Source organism: Lelliottia sp. (assembly GCF_045627565.1).
Lineage (GTDB): Bacteria > Pseudomonadota > Gammaproteobacteria > Enterobacterales > Enterobacteriaceae > Enterobacter.
Genome location: NZ_JAZQNX010000008.1, coordinates 97,619 through 112,903 on the forward strand (window position 1 = coordinate 97,619; position 15,285 = coordinate 112,903).

A 15,285-nucleotide genomic window follows, 5' to 3' on the forward strand; every position below is an offset into this window, starting at 1 on the left:
CAGGCGTTATGCCGCAATTTCTGGTGATTCTTCTTCTTCGATTTTTAACAACCAGCCCGTTACGGCTTCCCAGTATTGCTGCTCTTTTTCGAGATCCAGCAGCACCAGTGCATTCTGGCTAAACCAGGCATGCGGGAAGCTCAGCGTCCAGTGGTGGTCATCCGTTTTCAGCCTTAACGTTGGCGGTGTGGTTGTCGCCTGACGCTGATTATTGAGTAATACACCCAAGCGCAACAGCTGGATCAACGGGAGGAACTGCTTTTTCTTGAACAACGTAAAGCGCGGCAAATCGTCCAGCTTAATCGCTTTACGATGGTAACGCACCAGCGTCGCCATCATGGTTTGCTGTTCCTGATTAAAGCCAGGCAGATCGCTGTTCTGCAGAATGTAGGCCGAGTGGCGGTGCATGCCGCTGTGGTTAATATTCAGGCCCACTTCGTGCAGGGTAGTAGCCCATTTGAGCAGTGCCGCTAGCTGCGGGTGCGCCAGTTTGGGATTTTGCGCTTCCCACTGTTCATAGATATGCGTCGTGGTTTCCAGAACGCGCTTGGCTTGCTCACGGTCAATGTTGTACTGATTCGCCAGGCTCTGCGCGGTGCGGCTACGAATATCCTGATGGCGGAAGCGGCCTTCCATTTCGTACAGCACACCTTCACGCAGCGCGCCGTCGGAAAGACGCAGTTCGCGGATCGCCAGGGCATCAAACACGCCGCACAGAATCGCGAGGCCAGGCACAAATACGGCCTTACGCTCGTCGGAAAGTCCCGGTAGGCTGAGCGACTCGAAACTCTTATGTTTCAGAACCTCTTCGCGCAACATTTCCAGGCGTTCCGGGGTGATAAAACCATCTTTTTCGCCCATCGCCAGCAGGACTTCGTGAGAGGCTTTGATACTTCCGGATGCGCCTAGCGCGACGTTCCACCCCTGAATACGGTATTGCCACGCCAGAGATTCGAGTTTTTGTACTGCGGCCATGCGCGCACGCTGGAAGTTCTCACGGGTGATCGCGCCGCCAGGGAAGTACATTTGCGCAAAGCTGACGCAGCCCATGCGGCGGCTCTCAACCAGTTTTGGCTCGAAATCTTCGCCAATCACCAGCTCCGTCGAACCACCACCGATATCGATGACCAGTTTGCGGCCTTTTTCCGGCTGGGTATGCTCCACACCCATGAAAATCAGACGGGCTTCTTCATTGCCCGAAATGATTTCAATGGGGTAGGGGATCACTTTTTCGGCGCGTTTTAAAAACTCCGGTGCATTCAAAGCCTGGCGCAAGGTATGCGTGCCAACGATACAGACGCTGGATGCGGAAAAACCTTGCAGGCGCTCAGCAAACAGCGACAAGCAGGCTAAGCCTCGCTCCATCGCCTCTTCGCTGAGCATGTTTTTATCGTCAAGACCGTCGGCCAAATGGACGCGTTGCTTGAGGCGACCGATGATCTGCATTGCGCCATCGACTTCGCGGGCGATGACCATATGGAAGCTGTTAGAACCTAAATCGACCGCAGCAAATTCCTGCGCTCGTGGGGTCTTATCATTTATCGGCATAGGTTAATTAGGTTGCTCGAGTGATTTGATATAGTCGTAAATCGCCAGTTGTGCGCGCACTTTACGGCGGTTGCCGCGCTGCACATAGCGGTTACTCAGTTCTTTGTCGATATAACGCGCTTTTACAGTGTCACTCAGTAAAAGTTCGATAATATCCAGGATCTGCTGCTTAAGACGCGGGTCCAGCAGCGGGGTGGCCACTTCGATTCGATAATCAATATTACGCGTCATCCAGTCCGCAGAAGAGAGATAAACCTGTTTGTCGCCACCATTTTCGAAAATATAAACGCGATCGTGTTCGAGATAGCGGTCAACAATACTGATCACTCGAATATTGTCGCTAATGCCTTCAAGTTCAGGAATCAGCGAGCACATTCCGCGGATCAGCAGGTTCACCGACACGCCGGAGCTTGAGGCGGCGTAAAGTCGATCCACCAGTCCTTTGTCGACTAAATTGTTGAGTTTCAGCGTAATACCTGAAGGCTCACCTTTTTGCGCGGCGGCGATCTCTTTGTCGATCATCGCGTACAGCAGTCGGCGGGAGTTCTGGGGCGAAACCAGCAGATAATCGAAATTCACCGGACGATACGGATTCTCGATAAAGTTAAACACCCGACGCACTTCGTTGGTGATACGCGCATCGGCGGTTAGCAGCGAGTAGTCGGTATAAATACGCGCGGTTTTCTCGTTAAAGTTGCCGGTACCAATATGGGCGTAGCGCACCACGTCTTCGCCTTCTTTGCGCGAAATCAGGAACAGCTTGGCGTGAATTTTCAGACCCGGTGCCGAGAAGATAACGTGTACACCGGCTTCTGTCAGACGACGCGCCCAGTGAATGTTGGCCTCTTCATCGAAGCGAGCCTGCAACTCCACCACCACAGAGACTTTTTTGCCGTTGTGCGCAGCGTGGATCATCGCATCAATAATGCGCGAGTCTTTCGCCACGCGGTAAATATTGATTTTGATGGCCAATACGTTGGGATCAAACGATGCCTGGCGCAGCAGTTCCAGCACGTGTTCAAACGTGTGGTACGGATAATAGAGCAGCACGTCGCGCTCGCGGATGGCGTCAAATCCGTTACGGAATTTATCGAACCAGATATGACGCAGGCGAGGCAACGGTTTGTTGACCAGATTGGCTTTGCCGACGTTCGGGAAACCAATAAAATCTTTAAAGTTGTGGTAACGACCACCCGGCACGATGGAGTCATAGCGAGAAATCGTCAGCTTATCACGCAGCATTTCCACCAGCGCGTCCGGCATATCGCGCTGATAGACAAAGCGCACCGGCTCTGCCGTCAGGCGTTGTTTCAGGCTCGACGACATCAGCTCCATCAGGCTGGCTTCCATCTCATGGACCAGATCGTATTCAGCATCGCGGGTCATTTTCATTGAATACGCGTTCAGCGCATCGTAATCGAAGAAGCCCTTGAAAATGTCGTCCAGGCAATAGCGCAGAATGTTATCCAGCAGGATCATCGGCTTGCGTCTGCGCGGGGTTTCCGGCGGCAGATTGACGAAGCGCGGCACTTTGTCCGACGGGATTTCCAGCAGCGCATAGCGAATGGATTCGCCGCGAATAATTTCAACCGCCAGATAGGTGTAGTCATCTTTCAGGAACTGCACCAGATCCGTTTCGCGATTGATAAGAATGGGGGTGATGTGCTGGCGAAGATAATGTTTGAAATAGTGCCGCAGCCAGGTTTGCTGATTGGCAGAAAGCTGACGCTCGTTAATCAGGAAAATCTGGTTGCGCGCCATTTCCAGCAGCAGTTCGTTATACAGACCGTCGAATTCCTGATCTGCCTTCAGCACTCGCGCCTGAATTTTGCCCAACAGATGACGCGAATGAGAGTTTAAACCCTGCTCTTCGCTGATGATAATCCGCCGTTTCAGTTCAGCAAAACGCACCTTGTAGAATTCATCCAGGTTATTGGAATAAATCCCCAGAAAACGCATACGCTCAATCAGCGGGTTGCTCTTGTCAGCCGCTTCCTGAAGGACACGTTCGTTGAACGCTAACCAGCTTAGCTCTTTCTCGATGTATAACTTTTCCTGACCCATTACAACTTACACTCCGTTTCAATCACGGGACGCAGCAAATCCGTCTCGATTCTATTATGGCGAGCTTTGCCACGAGATGTCCAACTGTGCCAGAAAAGTATGACAGTAAACCGACCACGCAGCGTGAAAATTAGCGCTAAACCGTCTGATTATTTGCGGTTTTTACGAATGACAGGCAACAAAAAGCCGGCAATCGCCGGCTTGAATTATCATTCTTCTGAAGCATGCCCCTGAGGGGGCAGTTTTATACCATCCAGCCAGGCTGCGTTTTCACGCATCTCCAGGCGCCCATCGACGAACCAGCTCACCACAAGCGGGTAAATGGCATGTTCCTGCGCCTGAACGCGATCCGTGATGTCATCTTCATTGTCGCCATCAAACACCGGGACTTTGGCCTGCAGAATAACCGGCCCGCCATCCAGCTCGTCAGTGACAAAATGCACCGACGTACCATGTTCCTCATCACCGTTTTCCAGCACCTGACGGTGGGTATGCAGACCTGGATATTTTGGCAGAAGAGAAGGGTGGATGTTCAGCAGACGTCCGGAATAATGCGCGACAAACGCGGGGCTGAGAATTCGCATGTAGCCGGCGAGCACCACCACATCCGGTGCATAGGCGTCAATTTCCTGGACCAGTTCGCGGTCAAAGGCTTCGCGGCTGGCAAACTGAGACGCTTCAAGCGCGTGCGCGGGAATGTGCGCTTCGCGTGCGCGCTCAAGGCCGAACGCGTCGGCCTTGTTGCTGAAAACTGCGCGTAGGGTGCCATTAATCTGTTTCTGTTTGCAGGCATCAATGATTGCCTGCAAATTGCTTCCGTTACCGGAAATGAGCACCACTATATTTTTCATTCAATGACCACACGCTCGTCGGAATCAGATGCTTTGATGGTACCAATTTTCCACGCGTTTTCACCTTTCGCCGTCATCAGGGCGATGGCCTTATCCGCTTCGCTGGCAGGCAGGGCGATGAGCATCCCAACGCCGCAGTTGAAGGTGCGATACATCTCGTGCTGGCTCACGTTACCCGCCGTTTGCAGCCAGTTAAACACGGCTGGCCACTGCCATGAGGATTCGTCAATCACGGCCTGGGTGTTATCAGGAAGAACGCGTGGGATATTTTCCCAGAAGCCGCCACCGGTCAGGTGGGCGATGGCATGAACGTCAACGTTCTCAATCAGCTCAAGAATATTTTTCACGTAGATGCGGGTTGGCGCGAGCAAATGATCGGCCAGCGGCTTGCCTTCAAGCTCGGTGGTCTCTGGATCGGTTTCGCTTACTTCGAGTATTTTACGTACCAGCGAGTAACCGTTTGAGTGCGGGCCGCTGGATCCCAGCGCAATCAGCACATCGCCATCGGTCACTTTGCTGCCATCGATAATTTCTGATTTTTCTACCACGCCGACGCAGAATCCCGCGACGTCGTAATCTTCACCGTGGTACATCCCCGGCATTTCTGCCGTTTCACCACCGACCAGCGAACAGCCAGACTGCAGACAGCCTTCAGCGATACCAGTGATCACGCTTGCTGCGGTATCAACGTCGAGTTTGCCGGTGGCATAATAGTCGAGGAAGAAAAGCGGCTCTGCACCCTGTACGACCAGGTCGTTGACGCACATGGCGACCAAATCGATACCGATGGTGTCGTGGCGTTTAAGATCCATCGCCAGACGCAGTTTCGTTCCCACGCCGTCAGTGCCAGAAACCAGAACAGGTTCGCGATATTTTTGCGGCAGTGCACACAGTGCGCCGAATCCACCCAGACCGCCCATCACTTCAGGACGGCGGGTTTTTTTCACCACACCTTTGATTCGGTCAACCAGCGCATTACCTGCGTCAATATCAACACCGGCATCTTTGTAGCTGAGAGAAGTTTTGTTGGTCACGGCTCAAGTCCCCACGCGATTGCATTGCGATAGTAAGAAAAATCGGCGCAATTCTAACAGTCCAGGCAAACGTTTGCGAGCCTATTCTGCTGTCGTAAGAAGTCGCGGGAAATTTGCACATTTAACCCTGGGGCGCAGACAAAGTTGATACCGTTCACGAAAATGAAACCGGTTTCGGTAATGTGCTTGCAACGCTTTATGGCATTGCACATGATTTCACTGAAACCGGTTTCTGTAATGGTTTTTGCAGAACATAACGCAGAATGAGGGAAAAAGCATGCCAGGATTCAAAGAAGGTTTTCTGTGGGGTGGCGCGGTCGCGGCACATCAACTGGAAGGTGGCTGGAAAGAGGGCGGCAAGGGCGTGAGCGTCGCCGATGTGATGACGGTGGGGGCCCATGGCGTACCGCGTGAAATCACCAACGGCGTATTGCAGGGTAAAAACTACCCAAACCACGAAGCCATCGACTTTTACCATCGCTACAAAGAAGACATCAAACTTTTTGCCGAACTGGGCTTTAAATGTTTCCGTACCTCGATTGCCTGGACACGCCTCTTCCCAAACGGTGATGAGCTGGAACCCAATGAAGCCGGTTTGCAGTTCTATGACGATCTGTTCGACGAATGCCGGAAATACGGTATCGAGCCGGTGATTACCCTTTCTCACTTTGAGATGCCCTACCATCTGGTCACGGAATACGGCGGCTGGCGTAATCGCAAGCTGATCGATTTCTTTGTGCGTTTCGCAACGGTGGCGTTTGAGCGCTACCAGCACAAAGTGAAGTACTGGATGACGTTCAACGAGATCAACAATCAGGCTAACTTCCACGAAGATTTCGCGCCTTTTACCAACTCCGGTCTAAAGTATGAGCCGGGCGAAGATCGCGAGCCGGTGATGTTCCAGGCAGCGCATTATGAGCTGGTTGCCAGTGCGCTGGCAGTCAAAGCCGGACGTGGAATCAATCCGTCACTGCAAATCGGTTGCATGATCGCCATGTGCCCAATCTATCCGTTAAGCTGCGCGCCGAACGACATCATGATGGCGATGAACGCCATGCACCGCCGCTACTGGTTCACCGACGTGCATGTGCGTGGAAAATACCCTCAGCACTTGCTCAACTACTTTGAACGTCGCGGTTTTGAACTGGACATCACAGCCGACGATCTTGCCGCGCTGCAACAAGGCTGTGTGGATTACATCGGTTTCAGCTATTACATGTCTTTCGCCACCAAAGCGACGCCAGATAACCCGCAGCTGGACTACGACGAAAGCAAATCTCTGGTGTCCAATCCTTACGTGCAAAAATCTGACTGGGGCTGGCAGATCGATCCGGTTGGGCTGCGTTATTCCATGAACTGGTTCTGGGATCACTATCAGCTGCCGCTGTTTATCGTTGAAAACGGCTTCGGTGCCATCGACGTGCAGGAAAGTGACGGCACGGTGAACGATCAGTACCGCATTGATTATCTTGCCGCGCATATCAGCGAGATGAAAAAAGCCGTTGTCGAAGATGGTGTCGATCTGATGGGCTACACCCCGTGGGGTTGTATCGATCTGGTTTCTGCCGGAACTGGCGAGATGAAAAAACGGTACGGATTTATCTTCGTTGATAAAGATAACGAAGGTCACGGCACGCTTAAACGCAGCAAGAAAAAGTCTTTTGACTGGTATCAGAACGTGATCGCCACCAACGGCGAATCGCTCTAACCCGCATAAATGACGAATAAGCCCCGCAAAGCGGGGCTCTTTTTTGTCTTGATGTAGACTCAATATCGCAGTATTCATCACTTTGCTTGATCACCGTCAAGCAAGATGGGTATGGCGCACTCCGAAAAAAGCGGTATAATCCGGCGATTTTTTTTGCGGTAGCCACCTCAGAGGAGAATGAAAATGAAGATTGTGGAAGTGAAGCACCCACTCGTTAAACACAAGCTGGGCCTGATGCGTGAGCATGACATCAGCACGAAGCGTTTTCGCGAACTGGCCTCTGAAGTTGGAAGCTTACTGACTTACGAAGCAACCTCCGATCTGGCCACTGAAAAAGTGACCATCGAGGGCTGGAACGGCCCGGTTCAGGTTGAGCAGATCAAAGGTAAAAAAATTACCGTTGTGCCAATCCTGCGCGCAGGTCTGGGTATGATGGAAGGCGTGCTGGAGCACGTCCCGAGCGCGCGTATCAGCGTTGTCGGTATCTACCGTAACGAAGAAACCCTTGAGCCTGTTCCGTATTTCCAGAAGCTGGTTTCTAACATTGATGAGCGTATGGCGCTGGTGGTGGACCCTATGCTGGCAACCGGTGGTTCGATGATCGCGACTATCGACCTGCTGAAAAACGCAGGCTGTAACAGTATTAAAGTGCTGGTGCTGGTTGCGGCGCCAGAAGGTATCGCGGCGCTGGAAAAAGCGCACCCGGACGTTGAGCTGTATACCGCTTCTATCGACCAGGGTCTGAACGAGCACGGGTACATCATCCCGGGGCTTGGCGATGCCGGCGACAAGATTTTTGGTACGAAATAATCGAATAACGAATAAGAAGCCGACTTTGATAGTCGGCTTTTTTTTGAATAAAAACACCAACAACCAACAATACTTGAGGAAAACACTATGACGCGCCGTACTATCGGGGTGAGTGAAAGACCGCCGCTTTTGCAGACGATCCCGCTTAGTTTGCAGCACCTGTTTGCCATGTTTGGCGCAACCGTGCTGGTGCCAATCCTGTTTCACATCAACCCGGCCACCGTGCTGCTGTTCAATGGCGTCGGTACACTGCTTTATCTCTTCATCTGTAAAGGAAAAATCCCGGCTTATCTGGGGTCAAGCTTTGCGTTTATTTCGCCGGTTCTGCTGCTGTTGCCGTTAGGGTACGAAGTGGCTTTGGGCGGTTTCATCATGTGCGGCGCGCTGTTCTGCGTTGTGGCCTTTATCGTGAAAAAAGCCGGTACCGGCTGGCTGGACGTGATGTTCCCGCCTGCCGCGATGGGCGCAATCGTTGCCGTCATCGGTCTTGAGCTTGCAGGCGTCGCTGCCAATATGGCGGGTCTGTTGCCGGCTGATGGGCAATCACCTGATTCCAAAACCATTATCATCTCGCTGGTTACTCTAGGTGTGACGGTGTTTGGTTCCGTCCTGTTCCGTGGTTTTATGGCGATTATCCCGATTCTGATTGGGGTGCTGGCGGGCTACACGCTCTCCTTCGCGATGGGCGTCGTGGACACATCCCCGATTGCGCAGGCGCACTGGTTCGCGCTGCCAACCTTCTACACCCCGCGTTTTGAGTGGTTTGCTATTTTCACCATTCTGCCTGCCGCGCTGGTGGTTATCGCTGAACACGTCGGTCACCTGGTTGTCACGGCGAATATCGTCAAAAAAGATCTGATCCGTGACCCTGGTCTGCACCGCTCGATGTTTGCCAACGGGCTGTCGACCATGATCTCCGGTTTCTTTGGCTCAACACCAAACACCACCTACGGTGAGAACATCGGCGTGATGGCGATTACCCGCGTCTACAGCACCTGGGTGATTGGCGGGGCGGCTATCTTTGCGATTCTGCTCTCCTGCGTCGGCAAGCTGGCGGCGGCAATCCAGATTATCCCGGTTCCAGTGATTGGCGGTGTTTCGCTGCTGCTGTACGGGGTGATTGGTGCGTCCGGTATTCGCGTGCTGATTGAATCCAAAGTGGATTACAACAAAACGCAGAACTTGATCCTGACCTCCGTCATTCTGATCATCGGTGTGAGCGGTGCGAAGGTTCACATTGGCGCGGCAGAATTGAAAGGCATGGCGCTGGCCACCATCGTTGGTGTGGGGCTGAGCCTGATTTTCAAACTGATTTCCGTCCTGCGTCCTGAAGAAGAAATTCTGGACGCGGACGACAGCGAAAACGCGTCACGTTGATCGTTAAGCCGGGCGGACGATCCGCCCGGTTCTCTCATTGCAGGTTCCGTGGTAAACTCTTCGCCGATTTTACGTTAGACCTTCATCGAGGTATTTCTGAACGGACCGGCACAGCTCTCTCTGCCACTTTATCTTCCTGACGACGAAACTTTCGCGAGTTTTTGGCCGGGTGATAACCCCTCTTTACTGGCTGCGCTGCAAAACGTGTTGCGCCAGGATCACAGCGGATACATTTATATCTGGTCACGCGAAGGTGCGGGGCGTAGTCATCTTTTGCATGCCGCCTGTGCTGAACTTTCGCAACGTGGCGACGCGGTAGGCTATGTGCCGCTAGACAAGCGCACCTGGTTCGTACCGGAAGTGCTCGACGGCATGGAACATCTTTCGCTGGTGTGCATCGACAATATCGAATGTATTGCCGGGGACGAGCAGTGGGAAATGGCGATGTTCAATCTGTATAACCGGATTCTGGAATCGGGCAAAACTCGTTTACTGATCACCGGGGATCGTCCGCCGCGCCAGCTCAATCTAGGTTTACCGGATCTGGCCTCTCGTCTGGACTGGGGGCAAATCTACAAGCTGCAGCCGCTGTCCGACGAAGATAAGCTCCAGGCGTTACAGCTGCGTTCACGACTGCGTGGATTTGAGCTTCCGGAAGACGTGGGCCGTTTTCTGCTTAAGCGCCTGGATCGGGAAATGCGCACGCTTTTTGATACGCTCGATCAGCTCGATCACGCCTCAATTACCGCCCAGCGTAAGCTGACGATCCCGTTCGTGAAAGACACCCTGAAGCTTTAATGTGCCGGGCGGCACTGATACTTGCCCGGCTCCAGAGCAAATGTTTTACCCTTTCTGTATATCACCCAATAAATGCTCAATAAGAAGCGGAATCGGTCTGCCTGATGCCACGCTTTTTCCACCTTCCCGCCATAACGCCGTACCGCTAATATCAAGATGCGCCCATGCAATAGTCGGTGGGCAAAAGTGATGCAGTAGCCAGGCCGCCGAAGCACTGATCGCGGCGTTGTTAGTTGGCGTATTACACAGATCGGCGATAGCGCTTTGGGTCTGTTTTTTCAGCCGCGCATCCAGCGGCAATGACCACACTTCGTCTCCACTTTTTACGCCAGCAGCCGTCAGTGACTGACGCAGCGGCTCATGTTGCGTCATCAAACCACTTAACTCATACCCCAGCGCCTTCACCACCGCACCCGTTAACGTTGCGATGTCGATAATATAATGCGCCTGCGGATGGCGCTGGCTCGCCCACGCAATGGCATCGGCCAGTACTAATCGTCCTTCAGCGTCGGTATTATTAATCTCGACCGTCATGCCGTTGCAGGCGCGCGCCACCGTGCCGGGCTGCATCGCATCCGGGCCTATGGCATTTTCCGCCAGCGCCAGCACGCCCATCACCCGCACCGGCAGATTCAGCTCAGCGATAGTGAGCATTAGCCCCATCACATTTGCCGCGCCGCACATGTCATATTTCATGGTGTACATGCCCGCGCCGTCTTTGAGCCACAGGCCACCGGTGTCGAAAGTGATGCCTTTACCGACGTAACAACGCACTGGGCCATCCTTGATACCGTCGTAATGGATTGCCAGCAGTCGCGGCGGGCAGGCCGCGCCTTTCCCGACGGCATGCAGCAGTCCCAGCCCTTGCTCAACGATTTGTTTTTCATCGAGCGACTCGCAGCGCAGGGATGGGAAGACGGCACATAATCTTTGCGACTCCTCGACCACAAACTGCGGTGTGCAGCGGTCAGGGGGCATATCTGATAGACGTCGTGCGGCAATCATCCCGTTCGCAATTGCCTGCTGCTGACGGAAGACTGACTCTACATGCGCCTGCTGCTCGGGCAGACACAGTGCGGTGATGTGGCGAAGTCGAATCGCCGAGGCATCCGGTTTTTTCAACTGCAAATCGCTGAGCCGGTGCGCCTGGCTGAACAGAAAACGCAGCAGTTGCGCCAGCACGGTGTCATCAATTTCGGTAACGTCGATAATCACCGTTTCGCTGACCGGATCGGCAAAAAGCGGGCGCAGTGCGGTGAGCAAACTCTCGGTCAGATTATCCTTCCATAAGGCATCTGGCAGCAGGGTGATGCGCGTAAAAGGGGCACAGCCGAAGCGGGTGTCCGCCACGCTTTTCTGCGCGCGCATTTCGTTAATCAGCGCGGTGCCGGGCAGATGTTGGCAGGCGCTGCGGGCAATCAAATGACTCGCTGCATCGGCCTGCGCGAGCGCGTTAATAAGCTGGTAGCTAATCATGATTACTCCTCAATCGGCGCACGAATGCGTGTGGCATAATCCTGCATCCACAGGTCATCGACAGGCTGATAATGGGTTTTCTCATGCTGACGCTCGGTGCGAAAAACGGTGAGCGGCTGACGCGCAGTAGCAACGACGAAGGAGAACGTTTTGATATTGGTTGCTGCACCAAACTCACCCTTGTTGTTCATGCAGACCACCGAGAGATCGCCTACGCGCCCGAAGCGCGACATCAGCTTGTCTTCCAGTTCGAAGACTACGGAATCCGCCGCCTGTTGCGGAGTCATTCCCTGAGCCATTCGACGAACGATTTCGTAACTGGTGCAACCTTTCATCAGGTCTTCGCCCACGCCTGTGGCGGTCGCCGCGCCCGTTTCGCTGTCGCAATAAAAACCGGAGCCGATGATCGGCGAATCGCCTAGCCGTCCGCGCTTTTTCATAAACAGGCCGCTGGTGGACGTGGCGACGCTCATCGATCCGTGATTATCCAGGCCAATGATCCCGACCGTATCGTGTCCGTTGTAAGGACTTAACCCTTTATCCAGCGTTTCACGGCAGCGTTTGCGATAGTGCTGCAAGGCTCTGTCGGTGAGCATTGTCTTGTCGGTGAATCCCTGGCTCAGCGCCCATTCACGCGCACCCTGGCCGACTAACAAGCTGTTATAGCGCTGACGGCTCAAGGCATGCGCCACGCGGATCGGATTTGCGATATCGACCAGATTGCCGACTGCGCCGAAAGCCAGCGTGTCGCCATCCATGTAGGCGGCATCCAGCTCAACGTCACCGTTCTCGGTAGGCAGCCCACCATAACCGACGGACTTATAAAACGGGAAGTCCTCGACGGTCGCGACGGCATCGACCACCGCCGTTGAAACCGGCTTTCCCGCCGCCAGCGCCGTTGCCGACTCCGTGACCCCTTCCAGTGCCATTCGCCAGGTCGCAATAATTCCCCACATGGTTTACTCCTGTTTAGCCAGCGTGGTTTCAGTTGGCATCGCGGTTGCAAGCTCCGCGGCGCGGTATTGTTTGTCCAGGATGCGCATAAACGGCAGGTAGAGCATCGCGCCGATCAGCAAATTGAGGAGCTGCATCACGCTGCCGCTAATGTGGCCGGTAACGATAAATCCGCTGATGACCGGCGGTAGCGTCCAGGGGATGAAAACGCCCGTCGTCACCGCCACCGCGCCGAGTTTCATCGCGGCATACTGCACGGTGACGAGCACCAGCGGCACCAGGTTGAACGGGATGAGCATGATTGGATTCATGATAACCGGCAGACCAAACAGAATCGGCTCGTTGATGTTAAACACCGACGCCCCCGCGCCGAGTCGTGCCACTTCGCGCATGTTTTTACTGCGAGCAAAAATCAGCATCGCAATGACCAGCGACAGCGTTGCGCCTGCGCCACCCATCCAGATCATGTCAAAAAACTGTTCGGTGATAATGTGCGGCGGGGTCACGCCAGCCTGAATGGCAGCGATATTGTCGGTCTGATTTTCCATCCACAGCGGACGAATAATGCCGTTAACCATCGAGCCGGAGTTAATGCCCACTGACCACAGAATGGTGATGCTGAATACCGTCATCAGCGCGCCAAAGTAGGATGTCCCGTAATGTCGCACCGGCGTGGCGACCACTTCGTAGATGAACTGGTGAATGGTGTTGTAGTGGGTGTTTTCAAACGCGATGCGAATCATCAGCACCAGAATCATGACCACCAGCGCGGGGATCAGCGCGGCGAACGATTCCTGTACCGCAGGCGGTACGCCTTCTGGCATTTTGATCACCAGATTTTTGCGCTTCAGCCAGCAGAACAATTCGGTCCACAGCAGCGAGCCAATCATCGCCACAAAGAGCCCTTTGCTGCCGATCCATTCCACGGGGATGACCGTGATGCCGCCGTTCTCGGCCACTTTGATAAACGGCGTGAGGATCAGGAAACTCACCAGCGCAAGGATGCCACATGACACGCGGTCTTCATTGTAGTGTTCCGCCAGACGGTACGCGACGAGGAAGCTGATAAACAGCGACATCGTGGAGAACACTGCGTTGAACGGGATCTCGATAATGGCGCTCCAGCTCGCACCAAAAGCCTGAGACATAAACTGCTGGTAAGTCTGATTGGGGAAAGAAGAGATAACCAGCAGGATTGAGCCGACAATAATAAACGGCATGAAGGAAACATAGGCGCCACGAATAGCGCCCAGATGACGTTGTTGAGCCGTTTTAGCCGCCAACGGCATCAGTTTTGCTTCAAGAAATCCCAGAACATTGTTCATTGTGAACTCCGTACAAGATTGAGTGATGTGGTTTGTGTTATGTGTGTGGATTATCAGTGGAGCGTAACGAGAAAAAGGTGAAATCGGTCACAATGCAGTCACACTATAAATATATATCTCATAAGATTGGTTAGATAAAATTTAACGGAATCCTCACGATGGAAATTAAACTGCACGCCAATGCCACGACCACACCGCGTATCCGTCGGTATCTTCAGCAGTCCGATAAGAGTGACAGGGAGCTGTCTGTGGAACTGGGGATATCCGTCACCACCGTCCGCCGCTGGCGTAACCGTGAACATATTTCAGATAACCACACCACACCGAAAGTGATACACAAAGCGATGAGACAAGAACAGATCTCGTTGATTAATGCCCTACGTGATGCCACGGGCGCGCCGCTCGATGAGCTTCTGTTGTTAGTCAACGATGGGTTGGGTATTCACGTCTCTCGCGCCACGCTAAACCGCTATCTTAAAGCGGCGGTGACACCGCGTCAGGGCGCGCCGCTGAAGGGGCTAAAAGCGATAAAGGCGGGGCGACGGCCGGACCATCTTGAACTTCACCATCTCTCATTTTCACTGCATATGGACGACGGTGGCGAGCAACATGTGCTCTGGGCGCGAGAGCCCATCAGCGGCTGGTGCTTTGCGCGGGTTTACGCGGGGATCTCGCCACAATTACTCGCAAACTGGATTCGTGAAATGCTAAAGGTTTGCCCGGCCGATATACAATCTATTGAGACTTTTGGTTTTGAATCGCCCTTCATCCCCGACGGCATAGCCCTGGCGATCGGTCGCGCAAAGCAAAATGCCGTGCAGGTGGCGGTGCGGCTGGTGGAGATTATTCCGCGTATCCAGGCCGAGCCAGTAGAGCGCTTACTGGAAAAAATGTGTGAGTTTTATAACGAGGGGAAAGCGCAGAAAAAACTGGGGGATCGTACGCCGCAGGCATTTCTGCAAGCGCTGCGGCGTCAGGATTAGTTGAGGATCGCGAGCACGTCTTCCGGCGGACGGCCAATGCGTGCCTTGCCATGAGCGACGACAATAGGGCGTTCAATCAGCTTTGGATTATCGATCATCGCCTGAATCAGATCATCTTCCGTCAGCTGGCTGTTCGCCAGATTTAACGATTTATACAGATCTTCTTTCTGGCGCATGAGTTCCCGCGCGCTTGCCATATTCAGCATGCTCAACAGCTGGCGAAGAGTCTGTGCGTCCGGTGGCGTCTCCAGATACAACACCACTTCGGGTTCGACGCCTTTTGATTTCACAAGCTCAAGCGTTTCGCGGCTCTTGGAGCAGCGTGGGTTATGATAAATTTTTACCGCGTCTGACATG

General features: G+C 53.6%; 13 protein-coding genes. 5 read left to right on the forward strand and 8 right to left on the reverse strand.

Features of this window, described 5'->3' with window-relative positions:
- Positions 1-6: 6 nt before the first annotated feature.
- The 4 genes from ppx to purM all read right to left on the reverse strand — a co-directional run bounded on the left by ppx (position 7) and on the right by purM (position 5,497).
- A complete protein-coding gene (gene ppx / locus ACKI5T_RS05340; protein ID WP_407436109.1) occupies positions 7-1,548 on the reverse strand; it encodes an exopolyphosphatase in 1,542 nt (513 codons plus the stop codon).
- Positions 1,549-1,551: 3 nt separating this feature from the next.
- On the reverse strand, positions 1,552-3,612 hold the full coding sequence (ppk1, locus tag ACKI5T_RS05345) for a polyphosphate kinase 1 (RefSeq protein WP_407436111.1): 2,061 nt from the start codon (positions 3,610-3,612) through the stop codon (positions 1,552-1,554).
- 209 nt (positions 3,613-3,821) lie between these two features.
- Entirely contained in the window at positions 3,822-4,463 is a 642-nt protein-coding gene (gene purN / locus ACKI5T_RS05350) for a phosphoribosylglycinamide formyltransferase (protein WP_015959985.1), read from the reverse strand.
- Positions 4,460-5,497, reverse strand: a complete 1,038-nt coding sequence (gene purM, locus ACKI5T_RS05355; protein ID WP_407436114.1) for a phosphoribosylformylglycinamidine cyclo-ligase — start codon at positions 5,495-5,497, stop codon at positions 4,460-4,462. The genes purN and purM overlap by 4 nt, the downstream gene beginning before the upstream one ends.
- Positions 5,498-5,774: 277 nt before the next feature.
- On the opposite strand from purM, the gene ACKI5T_RS05360 reads away from it, so the two are divergent.
- The 4 genes from ACKI5T_RS05360 (at position 5,775) to ACKI5T_RS05375 (ending at position 10,190) form a co-directional block, all read left to right on the forward strand.
- Positions 5,775-7,205 carry a 6-phospho-beta-glucosidase gene (locus ACKI5T_RS05360; protein ID WP_407436116.1) on the forward strand — a complete coding sequence of 477 codons (1,431 nt, stop codon included), beginning with the start codon at positions 5,775-5,777 and terminating at the stop codon, positions 7,203-7,205.
- A 183-nt stretch (positions 7,206-7,388) separates the two neighbouring features.
- Entirely contained in the window at positions 7,389-8,015 is a 627-nt protein-coding gene (gene upp, locus ACKI5T_RS05365) for a uracil phosphoribosyltransferase (protein WP_015959982.1), read from the forward strand.
- Between the two features lie 87 nt (positions 8,016-8,102).
- Positions 8,103-9,392 (forward strand): uracil permease, encoded by a 1,290-nt coding sequence (uraA, locus tag ACKI5T_RS05370; protein ID WP_235133822.1) that lies wholly within the window; start codon positions 8,103-8,105, stop codon positions 9,390-9,392.
- Positions 9,393-9,488: 96 nt separating this feature from the next.
- Complete coding sequence (locus ACKI5T_RS05375; RefSeq protein WP_189683356.1) at positions 9,489-10,190, forward strand: DnaA inactivator Hda; 702 nt, start codon at positions 9,489-9,491, stop codon at positions 10,188-10,190.
- A gap of 45 nt (positions 10,191-10,235) precedes the next feature.
- On the opposite strand, the gene ACKI5T_RS05380 is transcribed toward ACKI5T_RS05375, so the two are convergent.
- The 3 genes from ACKI5T_RS05380 to celB are packed head-to-tail and all read right to left on the reverse strand — an operon-like array spanning position 10,236 to position 13,945.
- Positions 10,236-11,666 (reverse strand): leucyl aminopeptidase family protein, encoded by a 1,431-nt coding sequence (locus tag ACKI5T_RS05380; protein ID WP_407436118.1) that lies wholly within the window; start codon positions 11,664-11,666, stop codon positions 10,236-10,238.
- Positions 11,667-11,668: 2 nt separating this feature from the next.
- Positions 11,669-12,622, reverse strand: a complete 954-nt coding sequence (locus ACKI5T_RS05385; protein ID WP_407436119.1) for a N(4)-(beta-N-acetylglucosaminyl)-L-asparaginase — start codon at positions 12,620-12,622, stop codon at positions 11,669-11,671.
- A 3-nt stretch (positions 12,623-12,625) separates the two neighbouring features.
- Positions 12,626-13,945 carry a PTS cellobiose transporter subunit IIC gene (celB, locus tag ACKI5T_RS05390; protein ID WP_015959977.1) on the reverse strand — a complete coding sequence of 440 codons (1,320 nt, stop codon included), beginning with the start codon at positions 13,943-13,945 and terminating at the stop codon, positions 12,626-12,628.
- Positions 13,946-14,103: 158 nt separating this feature from the next.
- Here celB and ACKI5T_RS05395 point away from each other — a divergent pair, with 158 nt between their 5' ends.
- Positions 14,104-14,928 (forward strand): XRE family transcriptional regulator, encoded by an 825-nt coding sequence (locus ACKI5T_RS05395; protein WP_407436122.1) that lies wholly within the window; start codon positions 14,104-14,106, stop codon positions 14,926-14,928.
- Here the strand turns inward: ACKI5T_RS05395 and arsC are convergent.
- Positions 14,925-15,284, reverse strand: coding sequence for an arsenate reductase (glutaredoxin) (gene arsC / locus ACKI5T_RS05400; protein WP_407436124.1), 360 nt, complete (start codon positions 15,282-15,284; stop codon positions 14,925-14,927). The genes ACKI5T_RS05395 and arsC overlap by 4 nt on opposite strands.
- Position 15,285: the final 1 nt, after the last annotated feature.

What these genes read in the sequence shown, in the direction of transcription:
- ACKI5T_RS05360 (WP_407436116.1), top strand. Translation starts at nt 5,775, where the DNA reads ATGCCAGGATTCAAAGAAGGTTTTCTGTGGGGTGGCGCGGTCGCGGCA.
- ACKI5T_RS05395 (WP_407436122.1), top strand. Translation starts at nt 14,104, where the DNA reads ATGGAAATTAAACTGCACGCCAATGCCACGACCACACCGCGTATCCGT.
- purN (WP_015959985.1), bottom strand. Translation starts at nt 4,463, where the DNA reads ATGAAAAATATAGTGGTGCTCATTTCCGGTAACGGAAGCAATTTGCAG.
- ppx (WP_407436109.1), bottom strand. Translation starts at nt 1,548, where the DNA reads ATGCCGATAAATGATAAGACCCCACGAGCGCAGGAATTTGCTGCGGTC.
- celB (WP_015959977.1), bottom strand. Translation starts at nt 13,945, where the DNA reads ATGAACAATGTTCTGGGATTTCTTGAAGCAAAACTGATGCCGTTGGCG.
- arsC (WP_407436124.1), bottom strand. Translation starts at nt 15,284, where the DNA reads ATGTCAGACGCGGTAAAAATTTATCATAACCCACGCTGCTCCAAGAGC.
- uraA (WP_235133822.1), top strand. Translation starts at nt 8,103, where the DNA reads ATGACGCGCCGTACTATCGGGGTGAGTGAAAGACCGCCGCTTTTGCAG.
- ppk1 (WP_407436111.1), bottom strand. Translation starts at nt 3,612, where the DNA reads ATGGGTCAGGAAAAGTTATACATCGAGAAAGAGCTAAGCTGGTTAGCG.
- ACKI5T_RS05385 (WP_407436119.1), bottom strand. Translation starts at nt 12,622, where the DNA reads ATGTGGGGAATTATTGCGACCTGGCGAATGGCACTGGAAGGGGTCACG.
- upp (WP_015959982.1), top strand. Translation starts at nt 7,389, where the DNA reads ATGAAGATTGTGGAAGTGAAGCACCCACTCGTTAAACACAAGCTGGGC.
- ACKI5T_RS05380 (WP_407436118.1), bottom strand. Translation starts at nt 11,666, where the DNA reads ATGATTAGCTACCAGCTTATTAACGCGCTCGCGCAGGCCGATGCAGCG.